Source organism: Paenibacillus sp. PL91, from assembly GCF_012935325.2.
Taxonomy (GTDB): domain Bacteria; phylum Bacillota; class Bacilli; order Paenibacillales; family Paenibacillaceae; genus Pristimantibacillus.
In genome coordinates this window covers 12,404-29,055 of the sequence record NZ_JABBYG020000035.1, presented here as the reverse complement: position 1 = coordinate 29,055, position 16,652 = coordinate 12,404, and the positions used below count along the sequence as shown (strand labels likewise).

At 43.7% G+C, this 16,652-nt stretch carries 14 protein-coding genes and 1 pseudogene; 10 read left to right on the top strand and 5 right to left on the bottom strand.

The window, feature by feature from the left end; all coding sequences use genetic code 11:
* Positions 1–212: 212 nt before the first annotated feature.
* The gene (locus HI950_RS34180) at positions 213–1,412 is read right to left on the bottom strand and encodes an IS110 family RNA-guided transposase (RefSeq protein WP_169091329.1); all 1,200 of its coding nucleotides are present in this window, start codon (positions 1,410–1,412) and stop codon (positions 213–215) included.
* An 837-nt stretch (positions 1,413–2,249) separates the two neighbouring features.
* Here HI950_RS34180 and HI950_RS34175 point away from each other — a divergent pair.
* Positions 2,250–2,516: a CD3324 family protein gene (locus HI950_RS34175; RefSeq protein ID WP_169091327.1), complete on the top strand. Its 267-nt coding sequence runs from the start codon at positions 2,250–2,252 to the stop codon at positions 2,514–2,516.
* Between the two features lie 156 nt (positions 2,517–2,672).
* Positions 2,673–3,755 carry a nucleotidyltransferase domain-containing protein gene (locus HI950_RS34170; protein WP_169091325.1) on the top strand — a complete coding sequence of 361 codons (1,083 nt, stop codon included), beginning with the start codon at positions 2,673–2,675 and terminating at the stop codon, positions 3,753–3,755.
* Positions 3,756–4,205: 450 nt separating this feature from the next.
* On the opposite strand, the pseudogene HI950_RS37225 reads toward HI950_RS34170, so the two are convergent.
* Together HI950_RS37225 and HI950_RS34160 are read right to left on the bottom strand one after the other, a co-directional pair.
* A pseudogene (locus HI950_RS37225) lies at positions 4,206–5,775 on the bottom strand (IS3 family transposase).
* Positions 5,776–5,845: 70 nt separating this feature from the next.
* The gene (locus HI950_RS34160; RefSeq protein ID WP_169091323.1) at positions 5,846–6,673 is read right to left on the bottom strand and encodes a helix-turn-helix transcriptional regulator; all 828 of its coding nucleotides are present in this window, start codon (positions 6,671–6,673) and stop codon (positions 5,846–5,848) included.
* 117 nt (positions 6,674–6,790) lie between these two features.
* Here HI950_RS34160 and HI950_RS34155 point away from each other — a divergent pair, with 117 nt between their 5' ends.
* The 4 genes from HI950_RS34155 (at position 6,791) to HI950_RS34140 (ending at position 11,003) form a co-directional block, all read left to right on the top strand.
* Positions 6,791–7,639, top strand: coding sequence for an NAD-dependent epimerase/dehydratase family protein (locus tag HI950_RS34155; protein WP_169091321.1), 849 nt, complete (start codon positions 6,791–6,793; stop codon positions 7,637–7,639).
* Positions 7,640–8,175: 536 nt separating this feature from the next.
* Entirely contained in the window at positions 8,176–8,751 is a 576-nt protein-coding gene (locus tag HI950_RS34150) for a TetR/AcrR family transcriptional regulator (RefSeq protein ID WP_169091319.1), read from the top strand.
* A gap of 69 nt (positions 8,752–8,820) precedes the next feature.
* Positions 8,821–10,038, top strand: a complete 1,218-nt coding sequence (locus tag HI950_RS34145; RefSeq protein WP_169091318.1) for an MFS transporter — start codon at positions 8,821–8,823, stop codon at positions 10,036–10,038.
* A gap of 122 nt (positions 10,039–10,160) precedes the next feature.
* Positions 10,161–11,003: a tyrosine-type recombinase/integrase gene (locus tag HI950_RS34140; protein WP_169091316.1), complete on the top strand. Its 843-nt coding sequence runs from the start codon at positions 10,161–10,163 to the stop codon at positions 11,001–11,003.
* A gap of 390 nt (positions 11,004–11,393) precedes the next feature.
* Here the strand turns inward: HI950_RS34140 and HI950_RS34135 are convergent, their stop codons facing one another.
* Entirely contained in the window at positions 11,394–12,329 is a 936-nt protein-coding gene (locus HI950_RS34135; RefSeq protein ID WP_169091314.1) for a ketopantoate reductase family protein, read from the bottom strand.
* A gap of 190 nt (positions 12,330–12,519) precedes the next feature.
* On the opposite strand from HI950_RS34135, the gene HI950_RS34130 reads away from it, so the two are divergent.
* Complete coding sequence (locus HI950_RS34130; RefSeq protein WP_028554784.1) at positions 12,520–13,092, top strand: TetR/AcrR family transcriptional regulator; 573 nt, start codon at positions 12,520–12,522, stop codon at positions 13,090–13,092.
* Between the two features lie 421 nt (positions 13,093–13,513).
* Positions 13,514–13,921, top strand: a complete 408-nt coding sequence (locus HI950_RS34125) for a carbohydrate-binding protein (protein WP_169091312.1) — start codon at positions 13,514–13,516, stop codon at positions 13,919–13,921.
* 290 nt (positions 13,922–14,211) lie between these two features.
* Here the strand turns inward: HI950_RS34125 and HI950_RS34120 are convergent, their stop codons facing one another.
* The gene (locus tag HI950_RS34120) at positions 14,212–15,150 is read right to left on the bottom strand and encodes a DUF5667 domain-containing protein (protein ID WP_169091310.1); all 939 of its coding nucleotides are present in this window, start codon (positions 15,148–15,150) and stop codon (positions 14,212–14,214) included.
* Positions 15,151–15,619: 469 nt separating this feature from the next.
* Here HI950_RS34120 and HI950_RS34115 point away from each other — a divergent pair, with 469 nt between their 5' ends.
* Positions 15,620–16,093: a MerR family transcriptional regulator gene (locus tag HI950_RS34115; protein ID WP_169091308.1), complete on the top strand. Its 474-nt coding sequence runs from the start codon at positions 15,620–15,622 to the stop codon at positions 16,091–16,093.
* Entirely contained in the window at positions 16,077–16,523 is a 447-nt protein-coding gene (locus HI950_RS34110; RefSeq protein WP_187768216.1) for a hypothetical protein, read from the top strand. The genes HI950_RS34115 and HI950_RS34110 overlap by 17 nt, the downstream gene beginning before the upstream one ends.
* The last annotated feature ends 129 nt before the right edge of the window (positions 16,524–16,652 follow it).

Sequence of the window (16,652 nt, the reverse complement as noted above, 5' to 3'; positions counted from 1 at the left end):
ATGCCTATAAATGCTTATATATCAACGTTTATGGATATATCAGCATAGGACCATACCGTTCATCTCAATTGTTGAACCATTCTAGCTAATAGCTTGTCAATATTTAAAACTTAATGGATAAAGCCCATGATGTTATACTGAAAAAAGAGCATGCCAAATAACCATCCATAAGTGGATGGGGAGGCTTTCCTAAACAGGATAGTGTTTCCTGCTTAGGTCAGACGAAATGCTTCTTTATGGGTAAGCATCGCGAAAATCCAGTGAATTAGCTTATTTACACAGGCAATAACAGCTACTTTAAACGGCTTGCCCTCGGCACGCTTTTTATCGTAAAAGGCTCGGAGTTTTTGGTTGCGTGAGCTGCGCAGACCGCATCGTACGGCCAGATATAAGGTTGTTCGAAGTCTTCTGGAACCGCGTTTGGTAATCCTATTTCGGGTTGCTGTAAACTTGCCGGAAGAGAAGATGCTTGGGTCGACACCGGCAAATGCAACGAGCTTCTTTGCATGATCAAATCGATCGATTTCTCCGACTTCTGCCAGTATTGTTGCAGCAATTCTGGTGCCAATGCCGGGTATCGATTGGATCAACTCATACTCATGTAATTCTGCAGCCAGAGCATCTATGGACTGGTCGAGGTTTGCTAGGTGCTCTTGGTACTGTAGAAGCAGATTAATGAGCAGTTCCAACGAGATGAGATGGCTTGAAAAAGCAGTTTCTTTGAAAGGGTTTCGCTCCGCGGCAGCTGTTAGTTTCAGCGCGCGATCAGGCGCCCATGCGGAATTCGACCGCCCAGTAAGAGACTGGATCGTCGCTGTGATGTCATTTAGAGACTTAGTCAGCACTGCGGAAGAGGTAGGGTGAAGAGCCAGAAAACGAAGGGATACCTTCGAGTACAGGTCTCCAAACACGCCACGGTATTCCGGAAAGACTTGATCAAGAACAGCCTGAAATTGCAGCTTCGCTTGCACATACATATCGGTTAGAGAATCATGCTGCCTTGTCAGATAGCGTAGATTCATCATAAATTGCCCTCGTTTTTTGTACGGTTCTAATTCTTCCTTGTAGAACAACTCCCCTAGTTGATAGGCGTCCGCGATATCCGTTTTCACTTTGCGTAAGCTGGTTTTTTTGGCCTGGTGTGAAATTAACGGATTAATGACAATATACAGGTATTGATGTTCATCTAGAAACTGAATGACAGGGCTATGGTAGTGTCCAGTTGCTTCTAACACTACTGCTGGACGTAGTCCAGTAGCGCATTCGAGGTCCTGCACAAAATTCAAGAAAGACGCCAGTCCCTCAAGATTATGCTCAAACTGAAAGATCTTTCCGTGCGGTATTCCTCGGTCAGTGAATGCTTGTGCATGACTTTCTCCTTTGGAAACATCCAGTCCGATGACAGGATTCATGTAACCACTCCTTGTTATATATTCGCCGGAAGCCCCTAACCTTCTTGTCGTCCACATTATCGCATGTGATTCGGGGTCATGCCCCAACTAGCCTAATCATGGTTTAACAAGTAGGGGGGATGAACGGAATAGCTCTCGAGATTCAAGTCTCACGGGCAGAAACGTTCGATCCCCGGCTACCGCTATCTTACGACCACACAAAAATGAGGTCCACCAGAAAGATCTGGTGACCTCATAATACGAACGGGCAGGATAGTTTAACTCTTCGGTGAAAAATCAGAGTAGAAATTCGTTTTGTATGATAATTTCTTAATGATCCAGCCGTCTTCATAGGTATCAGTCTTCTAGTGCATACATGAATCCTCAATGAGCCAGAGCTCCTGTTGATCCACAGTATTCGCAAGCCGAATTTGCCATATGAGGCACCGTACATCAAGCGGGAACGGACCCCGGCAAACAGCTGGGCGATTCATCCGGCGGTTCTTGAAGCAGGACCTCGGTTCAAGCACCTCTCTCGCAGGGAGCAATTGAAAGTGCTTCGACTGGGACTTCAAAATAAGCGAACACCGTGTCAGTCATAAAAGACATGGTTCAAAAACACTTGAACAACAAGCTCTGATATAATAGCAGATAGCAGGCATCTATTTTCTATGGAGGTGAGGCTATTGAAAACAATCGGGGTAGGATTCTTACATGCATGGCTCTATGCAAAGCCAGTGAAGGATATGGCAATGCTTTGCATAGAGTTTAGGAACAATCACATTGCCAACGACGAATAGTAATATTCTTCTAACTGGCTTTGCACCTTATTGATTTATTAAATAAGGAGTGAGGCACGTGAAATATTCAAAAGCCGAGTTTATTTTTCCGGAAGAATTGCTTCGTATTATTCAAGAATACGTTCAGGGCGAATTGGTTTATATCCCAAAACCCAAAGAGGCACACTTAAAATGGGGCGAGAAAACACGCAGCAAGAGTATGGTCTCTGCTCGAAACGCCGAGATTAAATCCCTATTCCGCAATGGAGTCAGCATAAGGGAGTTGGCGGATCGGTATTTCTTGTCCTGCGAAAGCATAAAGAAAATTATTTATAAAAAGAACTAATGAAATCCGCTAAATCGTCATATCGACGGTTTAGCGGATTTTGTGCAAAGATGAATTAAATCAACTTGTACATAGCAACCGCACCTCTAAATCGATAGACTCTAGTTGAGGTTGTTATGATGAAGGACGGCCGGCTCATACGAAGGGGTGTAACGAATGAACGAAATCATAAAGAAGAAGTTGCTGGACAAAAATGAACAGCTGATCAACATGGTGATCGAACGCGTAAGAAGAGATTTTCTAGACGATATCGCAATTATTGGGCTTACTGGTTCGTTTAGCACCGGGGACTTTCACGAGAAGAGCGATCTTGATTTAATTATCATTAATAATACAGAAAGGGGATGGGGAATATCCGATTGCTTCATCTTAGATGACGTTGGATATGACATCTATTGCACGCCATGGGATACAAGAATACACGCGCAATCCACCTTGGAGAGTCCCAACGTATCGAGCCTAACCGAGCTCGAAATTCTCTATTATGCAAAGCCTGAGGATTTGGAGAAATTGAACGACTTCAGGCAAAAAGCTCTTGATGCGCTTGCGGAGCCGATAGGAGAAGCGTGTCTTAATCGAGCAAAAAAATGGATCGATCTGGGTAAGCAAGCATACAGCGATACGATGCTGGGTGAAGATATCGGTTCAGTGCGACATGCATCTGCCGGCGTTCTGTACAATCTGGTCAATGCCTTGGTCAGCATGAATAACAAGTGCATCAAACGAGGAATCAAGCGATATTTGGAAGAAATAAGCTCGTATCGCTATGTTCCGGATGATCTCGAATCCTTATACATGTCAGTCATCGAAGCTCATACCATTGAAGATATCCGAATTGCATCTTTTAATATGTTGAATAGCGTTACGAGGTTACATAGCAAGATGTGTGATAACTTCATTGTTAAACCTGCTCCGACTTTTGATAATCTGAGGGGAACTTACGAAGAATTGTGGTGCAACTGCCGCAATAAAATCTTGAACAGTGTTAAAATGAACGATGCCTCCTATGCCTTTCTTTCGGCCTTTGGAGCACAAGGATATCTTGATGAAATGGCTGCGGAGATAGGAACCAAGAAATTTGATCTCATGCAGTACTTCGATGCAAGTGATTTACCAGTAATGAAAGAGAAGTTCCTTGAAATGATGGATGAATATGTAGTCGAATATGGTAAGGTCGGCAGAGAAGTCGAACGTTTTACAACCTTCGAGCAATTATATGCCCATTATATGAATCATTGATCTTATATCCCAGTTCGTAATAAGTCCGCGGAAACGTGACTGTTGACAATCTATCCAATAAATAGGATTTTTGAAGGGCCGTGTAGAATTAGTTTCTATACGGTCTTTTTCATTTGGAGGTTTTCGCTATGATGGGTACACGGGTTACCCTTTGACGGCACGATTGATTGGTCTACAACTATGAAAAAAATTGCGGAACGAATTATTCAGGCGCGACTGCAATAGAGGCCATGAATTGGGATTATGAAAATTTATCGGCTAAAGAGTTTTTAACATAAAGAGTTTGAACGAGCAAAAAGTCGGCAGCATTACGCTAACGGGCAGATTACTTCAATTAAGGATTCGGCGTGACACCAATTTTTTCCGAAACCGTTATAAAGAAAGAGACTACTGAAGTTGGCGCTTTGAACTGTACCCCGTCAAGTAGACAATATAAATAATAAAAATCGGTTAAGCGGCCTTGGTCCTGAATTCTATTGGACTGAGGCCGTTTAGTTTTGCCTGCAAACGCTCGTTATTGTAAAAATAAATGTACGCATCGATGTCCTTTTGAAGTTCTTCGAAGGTTGGGTATGTACGACGCAAATAATACTTCTCGCATTTAAGAGTTCCCCAGAAGGATTCCATGGGGCCGTTATCAATGCATCTGCCAACTCGAGACATGCTCTGTACGATCTTGCCTTCCAGGAGCTTCTTGAAGCTTAGCGAGGTATACTGAAAACCACGGTCACTATGAAGCATAGGTGTGCTGTTCGGGACCGTTTGCATCGCCAATTTTAAGGTTTGAAACACGAGACTATTGTTATTGGATTTCCCCAGTATGTAGGAGACAATTGTATTATCATGCAGGTCTAAAATGGCACTTAAATACGCCTTTTGCCCATGTCCATATTTGAATTCCGTGACATCCGTTAGCCATTTCTCATTTGGTGTTTCGGCGTGGAACTTACGGTTTAACAGGTTCTCTGCTACATGCTGAGGAGATGACGGCACATATTTCTTTCGCTTTCTGCGAATCACCGATGAATTCCCTTGAGTCTCATAAGACGCTGGATGCGTTTGTGGTTAATCTGTTGCTGCGTTTGTCGGCATAAATGGAGGGTTAGTCGACGGTATCCGTAGATGCCACCAACCTTCTCGTGCAAAGTGATCATCGCTTCTGTGAGTTGCTGGTTTGCCAGCTCACGAGCACTAGGCATACGTTGTAACCATTTGTAATAGCTGGAACGTGGAATTTCTGCTACTTCACACAGCACCTTTATGCTGGCGTTGGTTCCCTGCTGGAGGGCTTGAATAGCAAGATAGATATTCTCCTGTCGGATCAAACTTAGCGTCGCCTTCTTTCGAGTTCCTCTAACTTTTTTAAAAATGCAATCTCTGCTCTTAGACGCTCATTTTCAACCTCAAGCTTCTTCATCGCAAGCTGCTGACGATCTGCGTCGGTTAACTCCTCATCTGTCTTTTTTCGTCCTCGGCCATCCTGTAGGGCATCCTGCCCGCCGTTCTGGTATTTCTTTACCCACTGGTAAATCTGTTGGTAAGAGACCTGATGCTGCTCCGCTGTCTTCCCGTAGTCCTGGTTATGTATTAGACAGTATTGAACAATTTCCAGCCGTTCCTGCCATGTTGTAGAACGTCTCTTCGTCATAGCCTTTGCTCCCTCGTTGTAGGCATTTAAGCTGCTATGACTATTATACTTCTTCACCCAGTCGGAAAGCTGTGTCCTGCTTGCAATCTTGTATTTGTCAATGATCTGGTATTGAGATAACTCCCTATCCAGGTAATCTTTCACCGCTTGAAGCTTCAGTTCAGCAGAATAGGTGCGGTTGCTCTTTTGAACCTCTAACCCTTCGATGCCATAGACTTCATATCTGTGTCGCCACTTAACCAAGGTTGTTTTTGATATCCCATATTTGTACGCAGCGGCCATGATGCTAAGTTCACCACATTCGATTTCTTTGATAATGGCGAGTTTCTCTTCTGCACGATAATGAATTAGACATGAAAATGCTCCCCTCATTAGCAGCAGGTTTTTATTATTTCACCTGTCTACTATTCGGGGAGCATATCACTTCGGTAGTCTCTTTGGTTTAAGTTTTCAGTAAATGTTTTAGTCGCTCGGCGGTATCCGACGAAGCCGTATAAATCATCATTTTCATATAAGGGTTATGGGGAGTCTCTAAGGTTACATGCTCAAACTCCATCTCGCCAATGGAAGGGTCCATCCATCGTTTGTGACAGTCAGCAGCTATTTGAACGTCATGAAGCGGCCAATAAGAACGGAACAACTCGCTGTTTTGTATAAACTCCTCTGTCAGTTCCCAAAACCTCTCGTCTTGCGGGAAGTGCGCGTAATCTGCACGAAAACGTGCAACCATGACCTGCGCTTTGGCTTCCCAATCTGAATTATTAGTCTGAAGAGACGAATCTGTCAAAAACCTTCGCAGCCAGTTAGGTCGCTGCTCTGATTCCATAGCAAACGCCGGCAGGCGAAACACAATTTCCGCTGCCCGATTCCACATCAGCATATCCCAGCTTCGTCCCAAAATGAAAGCAGGATTCGGTTCTAGAGCCCGTAACATTCGCTCCAAACCAACGCTTACCTCTTGAGCAGGTTCCGCTTCGTTCGCTTCTGCTGCCCTTGCCAGTATATGTAGATGACGCCGCTCATCGACTGATAATTTTAGCGCTTCGGCTAAGCTATCAATCACCTGAGCCGAGGGGTTTACCTCTCTGTCCTGCTCTAAGGAGGTATACCATGAAGTACCCATATGAGCAAGCTGGGCCACTTCTTCACGCCGCAGTCCAGGCGTTCGACGCCGCCCATATGATGGTAACCCCACTTCCTCCGGAGAAAGACGTTCTCGGCGTGCCCGCAAAAATTCGCCCAGCGATAAGCTGGAAGAAATCTCTCCCATATACGATTCCCCTTATCCTGACACTGCCAAACCTACGATAAGCGCAGGAAGGCAAATGATTCCAGTATCTGTAATACTGTAAGTATAGCATCAACAAATCATAGGAGGTACGCGAATATGAATATTTTTTTAACTGGAGCAACTGGAAAAGTAGGAAGCCGCTTCGTACCACGCTTACTGCAGCGCGGTCATAACGTTAGCGTGTTGGTGCGGAACGCGACGAAGGCGGGTATGCTAGAGCAGCAAGGTGTCAATGTTATTGAAGGTGATCTTTTTCAGCCGGAAAGTCTTGCTTACGCGCTGAGAGGTATAGATGTCGTTGTACATCTGGCGGCGCAATTTCGCGGTGTAGATGAAGCAACTGCGCGAAAGTCAAACATCGATGCAAGCATCTCTTTAGCGGAAGCTGCCTTGAAGGCGGATGTTCCAAGGTTTGTGTTTGCCAGTACGAATCTCGTGTATGGCAATGGAAATACCAGCGGACCGAGCCGAGAGAATGACCCTTTGCAACCTGTATCCCCTTATCCTCAGAGCAAAAAAAAAGCTGAAGAAGCTTTACTCCAGCTTCATCGTGAGAAGGGACTTGGACTTCGTATCGTACGGCTTGCTTTTGTCTATGGAGAAAGTGATCCTCATGTTACCGAATTCCTGCCGATGATGAGTAAATGGCAACCCGCTAAACGTCTTCATATGACCCATCATGCGGATGTAAGCCAGGCATTGCTGCTTGCTGCTTCCACTCCCGGTATAGACGGCCGCATCTATAACGTCGCCGATGATTCCCCGATTACTGTAGCAGAGCTGTTTCAACTTCATCATCAGTCCGACCGGTTAGAGGCAGAAGCCGCACAGCAGCCTTTCAATCCATGGGACATGATCGTGGATACAACTCGCATTAGGAATGAGTTAAACTATCGTCCAATCTACCCCTCGTTTTATACAGCAAAAGATGCTGGAGCCTTGTGATTTACCGACTTTTCAGACCTCCGAACCTATTCGGGGGTTTGTTTGCATGAACGCGTCGATTGTTGAAGGGTAAGTGATCAGCGACACCTTAGCCCCGCATAGATCATATAGTTGACCTGAGAATCGTTATCAGTATGATTAATCTCCATTCTCCGATCATCAAATAGAAATTCAGGAGAGCATCGTGATTCATGATTTTCTCTAATTCAGCATTTCGTCAACATAGAAGAAGTAGCCGATACATAAAAAGAAATAGAAGATAGCACGTTAAACTAACGGAGAACATTAGTTTAAAACAAAGACCGGCAGTAGATCAGAGATCCGCTGCCGGTCTTTTGTTGAACTAAAGGGCAGATTACTCTAATACCTAGCAAATGCTATTCTTTAGAAAGTGGTGATCGAGGTCCACTAATTTCACTTAAAAATCTGTAATCCATCTTATCCGAGCCTGAGCTAACTTTCATATCTGCAGATAATATTGGACCTATCGTTCCGGAAAAGTGTATACTGTACCTACAGAAACGGAGGGAGAACCTATGGGACGCTACAAAGAGTTTGATAAAGAAACAGTGCTTCATAAAGCGATGCTCGTTTTTTGGAAGAAGGGCTACGAAGCGGCAAGCATTCCTGATTTGCTGGAAGCTATGGATCTTAGCAGATCAAGTCTGTACGAAACGTTCGGAGACAAACAAACGCTTTATATCGAGGCGATCAACTGGTACAAGAAGTGGAAGCAAGCCAAACGGGACATCCTCGTCAATGCGACATCCGCAAAATCGGGAATCCGGCAGTACTTCGAGATACACATCGATTCCGCCTTGGGCGGCGAGTCGCCGAAGGGCTGTCTCATTACTAATGCAGCAGTCGGCATGGATTCGCCAGATGAGCAACTGAATGAGTTGATCAGGGAGCGGTTTGACGAGTTGGAGAAATCCTTCTACGAACTGCTGCGCAAAGGTCAGGAGACGGGAGAAATCATGCCTGAGAAAGATATCAAGACATTATCTTATCTGCTCTCAAACCTGAATCATAGTATAAATATCGTTGCGAAGGTGCAGGGGGACCGCAGCAAGATGCAGCAGATGATAGACATGGTGATGGAAATTCTATAAAACATTTTTTTTTGCACATTCCGGAACGACTGTTCCGGAAAAAAATCTGGTGAGCAAAGGGGACTTTCTATGCATTTAGCTTCCACTCCAACGGAAAAATCGGTTTCACCATCGCTGATTATTATCCTGGCAGCCGCTTGCGGTATCATAGCGGCAAATCTTTATTATGCTCAACCATTGATAGGCTCGATCGGTTCGACCATCGGGCTCTCCTCCGGGGCTGCCGCACTCATCGTTACGTTGACTCAAGTCGGCTACGGGATCGGCTTGTTATTTATCGTTCCGTTGGCAGACATCCTGGAAAATCGTAAGTTGATCCTTTCATCATTGCTCCTTACAGCCGCCGTTTTGACAATTGCCGCTGTAATCAAAAGCGCCATCCTGTTCCTCACCGCTTCACTCGTGATCGGAGTAGGTTCCGTAGCAGCTCAAATCCTTGTGCCATATGCGGCTCATCTTTCTCCTGAAGCCGTGCGCGGTCGCAATGTGGGCAACGTCATGAGTGGGCTACTTCTGGGGATTATGCTCGCACGTCCCATTTCAAGCTTGGTGTCGGAGTATATGGGCTGGCGCGCCATATATTTCATCTCCGCAGCATTGATTTTTGCGCTGGCTCTTGTATTGGCAAAGGCACTACCCTCAAGGAAGCCTTCGACCGCTACAGCTTACCCGGCGCTGCTGCACTCCATGCTGCATCTGCTGAAGGCGACACCGGCATTGCGCCGGAGGGCAATTTATCATGCTTGTGTATTCGGAACGTTCAGTTTGTTTTGGACTACAGTTCCGCTGGTATTGACAAGTCCGCGGTTCCATTTCACTCAGAAGGAGGTCGCTCTGTTCGCATTAGTCGGGGTAATGGGGGCAATTGTGGCGCCAATTGCGGGCCGTATGGCAGACCGTGGATGGGTTCGCCCGGCTACGGGATGGGCATTGGCCATCGTCATCTTTTCCGGGCTGCTTCCCTTGCTGGTTCTATCAAGTTCTGCATTCGCAGTCCCTATCCTCGTAGTTGCGGCGATTTTACTTGACATGGGGGTTTCCGCCAACATGGTTCTCGGGCAGCGGGTGATTTTCTCTTTAGGAGCGGAATTTCGAAGTAGGATTAACGGTTTGTATATGGCCATTTTCTTTTTAGGGGGCGCTATCGGCTCAGCGGCAGGAGGATGGGCTTACGCAATGGGGGGCTGGAAGGCGGCACTGCTGATCGGAATCGCCTTACCGGCCATCGCCATGGTGTATTATGCGACGGAGTTTTCAAGATTAAGGAAGGGAAGTCTCATTGATTGAGGAGCACAGTTGAGTAATCCACACGTTCTAAGCTAACGTAGGAACGCTAATTTAATCAATAAGGTCTAAAACCTTCTATTAGAAGCAAACTAGTATTAATTGCTCTAATAGGAGGTTTTATTATGATTTTAAGCGAACTATGGCATCAATATGAAACGGATAAGCGAATCCAAGGGTTTAGTCCAAATACATTGAAAGCCTATTCCCTACAGCTTAAGATGCTGGTTACGGAACTCGGGGATTTAGAAATCTCTGAAATAACTTTAATTCTGCTTAAGGAATACCTAGCTAAGCAGTCCGATCGATTGAAGCCAAGCAGTCTAGGACACAGAATTCGTTTTGTTCGTTCCCTGTTCCGCTTTGCATATGAAGAAACATATCTACCTATAAACCCTTCACTCAAACTACGTGAGCCCAAAATGGATAAGCGAATTCCTAAGTTTTTGATAGAGGAAGATGTAATACATCTCAAGATATCTTGTCAAACATCAAGGGAAAAGGCGCTACTCGAGTTCCTCTACAGCACAGGCTGCCGTATTGGAGAGGTCGAGAAGATAAACATTGAGGATCTGAATTGGGAAAACTGCTCAGCCATTGTAAATGGGAAAGGTTCAAAGCAGAGAGAAATTTATTTCACCACTGAGTGTAAAGTATGGTTGAAGAAGTATTTAGCCAGCCGTCAGGATTCGTGTAAAGCCTTATTTGTAACGGATACAAATCCCGTAAAACGTATGGCCATTCCAACGCTCAGATGGGCTATAAAGAGGCTTGCAGCTCGTGGAGCGGTTGAGGCAAACATGTACCCTCATCGATTTCGTCATACTTATGCATGCCAGCTGTTGGATAACGGGGCACCGTTAGATTTTATTCAAGGCATACTGGGGCATGAAAAAGCATCGACCACACAAATTTATGCTCAACTTCGTGGAGAGCGTAGAAGAGAACTTTATCGCCGATTTTTTTAGTATGTTAGCAGCGAATTCTCGCCCAAGAGCTCCGCCACCATTAAAGTAAAGGGCAGGATTGTTTAAGATTAATCGCGCTGAGCCGTACCATAAGTGACGACGAAATTTAGAGTATCGTGAAGGGGGGGCTTATAGGTTCGTTATTGAGTAGGGATGCTAAAGAGATTTGTTATCCCCTCGACCCTGATAAATCAATGGAAGTATGAGCAACATGGACTTCGGCTCCCGCTAGTGGGTCATTATATTCGAGTAGAATTACGGTCTGCTGAATTCAATGGTCACCCCACATCTGACTTAGAACAAGCGGATTTCTAGTAATGAATGTAGCTCTTGTTCTGGGAAAAGGACAAGTGCTACATCCATTATCGATTAGAGACAAGATTATTTCCATTATTGCAAAGGGATGTAATTGTAAAGCTTGTCCCAACTTGGTGTGGCCATGTTCGCTCTATTCTTTAAATCGGAAAAAGCCTGGTACAACATATCCATTTCATTGGAAGAAACTGCCTTGCCACTTAGCGTGGTTCTGCCGATGGGGGTTGCTAATATAATCTTCAGCACGATAAAAAACAGCTTGCGATATTTTCGGACTAATTGATATTGATTCGCAGGCGTAATTGTGTAACCGTTTTTTATCAACACTTGATGGCCTTCATCTATTGCGTCAATGACGTAGTTAAGCAGCCTTTTGTCTTTGGCAGCTTTGCGCAGGTTCCCATTATACGAGACGGCAATGCGATTCAAAGGCAAAATCATAATGAAGTGGCTTTTCAGCCATTCATCCATATTTGTAAAGGTGATCGTATTATACCTTGTGTTCTTTAAAGCTTGGTCAATGACCGATTGCCAATCTAGTTGCTCCCCTAAGCTACCGAAAGCCAAGGTCACCTTTGGGCCGCGCAAGCAGTTTACCCGACCGTTCTCTCTCCATCCGGCAAGCGTCTGAAAAGCAAAGGCAACCTTTTTCTCTACAGGGCTATTGGATTGCAAATAATGCCGCATTTCAATGGGACTTGCATTATTACCCATAATAACTATGTGTTTACTTTTATTCGCTGCAAGGGCAGGAAAGACTGCCTCGAAATCTGGATATTTCATCACTACGAAGATAAGATCATACACATCCTCCGGCTGTAATTCACGAATCACGTTTACTTTATCGACCGTTGTACGGAGCTGTAAATAATGACGGATCACATTACCGTTCTGCTGTAACTCATCCGCGCGCCGCCCTCTGGCTAACATTGTGACTTCGTTTCCATTGTGAACTAATTCGTGAGCTAAATAACTTCCCAATACACCTGCTCCATAGACCAGTATTCTCATAATATTCCTCCATTTTGGTTGTTACGCAAATAAAATGTTTTTAAATATGTACCAGTGATATTAAAAATCTTTCAAATTGATTTTATCTTCGATCAGAATGTTTCGTCAATGTTTTTTAATTTAAATCCATTAAATTTAAAAACCTTTCAAAATGTGCTACATTGATTTATGCGGGATGGAGGAATGTTTAATGAATAAATTCGAAATAAGGACTCAGAAAAAGAAGACAGCAGTTGTTCATGCGGCATTAAAGCTTTTTAAAGAAAAAGGATTCGTTCAAGTCAGCATAAAGGATATTGCTGCTGAGTCCGGCGTATCATCTGTATCGCTATATAACTATTTCGAAAGCAAAGAAGGGATTGTCAAGGAATGCGCGAACGTTTTGATGCAAAATACCCTTCAAATGGCCGAAGAGATCATGAACCAAGACATCGATTTCAAGGATAAAATCATTCAAATCATGGATATTTGCGCCGATCAGGACTATCAATTGCTTGGTTCGCCTGGCGCCGTAGAGGACCATGTGTTATCGAGTCTATATAGTGAAAATACGAATAAAATTAGAATTCAAATGCTTCAAGAGCTTATTGAACTTGCGAAAGAGGAAGGAGCTATTCACTCTTCCGTTTCTCTGGAGACTGTTCTTGAATTGTTAAACGCGATTGGAACCATTCAATTATCTTGGGCAAAATCAGGAAACTATAAAGAAAAGATGGCTGAGATGAACCGTCTGTTGTTATTCGGGTTGATTGGCAATGGTTAATGTTCGATTAAATATAAAGTGCTAGACAATAAAGTATTAGACCGTGAAAATAACGTTGGAAGACTGGCCGATTGCGTTAAGTGGGTATGTGTTGGATGTGTGGGAATGCAACGTCACGGAAAAGACGGAGTGCAATTCGATTTCGCTCTATAGATGATATGCTGAACCGTATCACAGTTAATCATTACGCTAACTGGGAACGATAGTTGAACAGACAAGGGGTAGCCTGCTTTGGCAACTGCTCCTTTTCTTTATTAAACTAACGGGCAGGTTAACGTGGTAGCTCGCGGAAGTTGAGCACTACAGTAACATGTACCAATAAATCTTAGTAGCTAAGAAAGTTTCTGAAAAGACTTTAAAGTATCCTATCCTTTCGAAATATATTAAGAACAAAAAATTGCTTTGATGTGAGGAGATCTCAATGAAAATATGGGAGTTGGATAGCGAACGGAACGGCGGTTACGAGACCTTGGTCTTAGCGAATCGTAAAGAAGATTTCACTCTGTATTTCAAGGGACACTTTAATGGAAAATCGATCGAAAATTGGGGCAATGCATTACCGGAGCAAAGCGGTCTTTTTTCAAACCGAATACTCATTAATTCGATCTTTATCATAACCGGTAATCGGGTTTGTAATGTTCCCGTAACAGGACAGCACTCCCATACCATTGCCAATGCCGGTGCATCGGTTATGGAACTCGGATATACAGATGTTACAATTAATCTGAGCAGCACGAAACTGACGGGAAATCATGATCTATATGTCGTGTTTAATGCGCCGGATCTACGGATTGACAGCCTGTCTTTCCCGACGAAAATGGCTAAGTAAGCTGTAGCCATCTTAACGTTTTGGAGTTCACCGATTTAAATACTAACGTGAGACCAAAGATTTATACCGAATTCGATGAATCTTCAAGAATGCCAGCACTTATAAAGGCCAAAAAGATCAGCTTTAACCTTGGTCATTTCAAGGTTTAGCTGATCTTTTTTATATTTAGACAAGATTCCAAACGTCAGATGCGCTTCACATAGCACCGTATTTGAACTCAGGAGCATTCACCCCTCGGTTCGTGTGATATGTATTATTAAGCGGACACATCCAAGTCTTGGTGTTCTGGCTTACTTGTTATTATGATTTTTTTCATTATGGTTATTTTCATGTTCTTTCTTCTGCTTAATGAACATTTCTTGCTTTTCATTTTTAGCTTCCTTTTCAAACCTAGCTTCCTTGTTGGTCTTTGCTTCATTAGACTTTGTTTCCTTAGTCTTTGCTTCCTTTTCCGGTTTCGTTTTCTTTTTCAAAACCGTTTTTTGCTCCGTCTCCGTTTTAACTGAAGAGGCTGCAATGGCGTCACTGGAAACAACGGTATTCTTATTTGCGTCAGCAGGAACTACCGCTTGCTCAGCCAATGGCTCGGAAGTTTGCTCTTCTTGAGCCTTATTTTCGAGTTTGGCAAGCTTTTTCTCTAAATGACTGAAAGACTTTATAATATTTTTTAAGAGCGATTTCTGGGCTTGAGGGTTCTTCACCTTTTCCAGCGCGGCGGTTAGAGATAAAATATTATGCTGCAGATCGGATTTAACCTCTACTGCCTGTTTTAGATCCTTATCCTCATTCTCCTCTTCCGCTTCAGTAGCTACTAATTCTATTGCAAGCTGCTGGTTTTCAAAAGACTTCTGGAGGACTTGTTCCGACTTTTCCGTTTCTCCCTTAGTATACAAAGCAGTCGCTTCGGAAAGACGCTCCTGAGCGAATTCAGCGAGCAATCCGGCCTCCTTCAAATCGTCAGCTGTGATCGATAGTCTGATATTTTCATAGACGACTTTAATAAAATAGAAGAAATCCCCCGGCAAAAGGTTAGGAGTTTTCTCTTTGTTTACCGAGACGGCCGCCTCAGCCGATACATTCGTTGTTATCGTAGGAGTGGATATCGGATCCGCCGCCTCTCCGGAAGCAAACGCACTGCCTGTCCCAACGCAGAATACAAGCATGCTAATTAAAGCGCTCTTTGCAAAGAAAGTATTTCTTTTTGGTTCCGTTATTCGTTTTTGATTCATTCCGATTACCACCCTTATGTAATTGTTTTAGCTGCAGCTGTATTTAAACTATACGACATCGGGATATGATTTCTGGGGGTTGAGGAATAACGCCCGCCCGGCAAGCAGCATCCTTGAACTAAATTAAGTGTCGAACAAACTGTTAAATTTTAGTTTGGTAATCCTTATAATCTTTTGAATAGATGAAGAGCATATCACCATCATCGCTTCCTATTGGAAACCATCCATCGGGTATCAAGTCTTTATAGTTGTACTCGATATAGTGCTGATAAATATCATAAACAAATTATCCGTCATTAAGCTAACGGGAAACGATAGCTCAATAAACAGTTATGATGAAGCTGCCGGCATGATCGGTAGCTTCATTACGCTAACGGGCAGTTTAGTTGTAAGGATTGTTAGAATACCGCGTAAAAAAATAGTGAAAACGTATTGACATTGGAGTTTACTCCAATGTTATTTTTAATGTATGGAAAAACAATATTCTATAAAAGAGGTTTCACGGATACTCGGTATCCCGAAGGATACGCTTCGGTACTATGACCGAATTGGACTCGTATCACCGTCCCGGAAACACAATTCTTACCGCAGTTATTCTAGGGAGGACCTCATCGATTTGATGAATATTCAAATCATGCAGTATGCGGACTTTTCTCTAGAAGAAATCAAAGGGAAGTTTCAGTTCCACAGAATGCAGAGTGTAGATCCTGCTTATTACCAGGAGGTCGCTGAATTCCTTGATTCAAAAAAAGCTGAAACGCGCAAGAAAATTGCACATCTTGAAAAGGTCTGTCAATTGCTAGACGTAGCAGTTGAAACACTAAGGGACTTTAATCATGAAAGTGACCAGCGGCTGGCGGCGTTCGTTCGGGAGATTTATCGAGATTTACACAAGAAGGATCCTGGAATTACTAAGGAGGATTGTGATGGACATGAAAATTAAGAATTTTTATTATCTGATTGCTGGCGTTCTTGCAATACTGTTTGCCGTTACGCACGCATGGAACGGGCAATTCACGGTACTGCCGATGCTCTTGGTGAATGATATAGCCATGAATACACGGATAATATTTAGGTATGTCTGGCACATTATCACCGCGGAGAATCTGATCTTCGGCATTTTATTCATTATCCTATCATTTCAAAGCGAGCGATCGAAGATCCGGTCTGCTGCATGGATAATCGTGTCACTTCTGCTCGTTCGTCTGATAGTCATTCTTGGTGTAACGGCATATTATGATGTATCGGCACTTACGGATACGTTAATTGATTCGATTGCCATCCTAATCTATGTCGTTTTCATCATAATGGGCATAAGATTGAAGAATAAAGAGTTCGGAGGTCAATCGCCACAATCCAGTAGGAAGGTTTAAAGAATTAACTGGGGGTCCTATCACTGCCAGTGATCGTAATATGCTAATGGGACAATATAGCTTAATTAGCATCAGGACGAGGCTACCGGATAAAATCGGCAGCCTCGTTGAGCTAACGAGCAGTTTAGC

What these genes read in the sequence shown, in the direction of transcription:
- HI950_RS34180 (WP_169091329.1), bottom strand. Translation starts at nt 1,412, where the DNA reads ATGAATCCTGTCATCGGACTGGATGTTTCCAAAGGAGAAAGTCATGCA.
- HI950_RS34170 (WP_169091325.1), top strand. Translation starts at nt 2,673, where the DNA reads ATGAACGAAATCATAAAGAAGAAGTTGCTGGACAAAAATGAACAGCTG.
- HI950_RS34160 (WP_169091323.1), bottom strand. Translation starts at nt 6,673, where the DNA reads ATGGGAGAGATTTCTTCCAGCTTATCGCTGGGCGAATTTTTGCGGGCA.
- HI950_RS34155 (WP_169091321.1), top strand. Translation starts at nt 6,791, where the DNA reads ATGAATATTTTTTTAACTGGAGCAACTGGAAAAGTAGGAAGCCGCTTC.
- HI950_RS34150 (WP_169091319.1), top strand. Translation starts at nt 8,176, where the DNA reads ATGGGACGCTACAAAGAGTTTGATAAAGAAACAGTGCTTCATAAAGCG.
- HI950_RS34145 (WP_169091318.1), top strand. Translation starts at nt 8,821, where the DNA reads ATGCATTTAGCTTCCACTCCAACGGAAAAATCGGTTTCACCATCGCTG.
- HI950_RS34140 (WP_169091316.1), top strand. Translation starts at nt 10,161, where the DNA reads ATGATTTTAAGCGAACTATGGCATCAATATGAAACGGATAAGCGAATC.
- HI950_RS34135 (WP_169091314.1), bottom strand. Translation starts at nt 12,329, where the DNA reads ATGAGAATACTGGTCTATGGAGCAGGTGTATTGGGAAGTTATTTAGCT.
- HI950_RS34130 (WP_028554784.1), top strand. Translation starts at nt 12,520, where the DNA reads ATGAATAAATTCGAAATAAGGACTCAGAAAAAGAAGACAGCAGTTGTT.
- HI950_RS34125 (WP_169091312.1), top strand. Translation starts at nt 13,514, where the DNA reads ATGAAAATATGGGAGTTGGATAGCGAACGGAACGGCGGTTACGAGACC.
- HI950_RS34120 (WP_169091310.1), bottom strand. Translation starts at nt 15,150, where the DNA reads ATGAATCAAAAACGAATAACGGAACCAAAAAGAAATACTTTCTTTGCA.
- HI950_RS34115 (WP_169091308.1), top strand. Translation starts at nt 15,620, where the DNA reads ATGGAAAAACAATATTCTATAAAAGAGGTTTCACGGATACTCGGTATC.
- HI950_RS34110 (WP_187768216.1), top strand. Translation starts at nt 16,077, where the DNA reads ATGGACATGAAAATTAAGAATTTTTATTATCTGATTGCTGGCGTTCTT.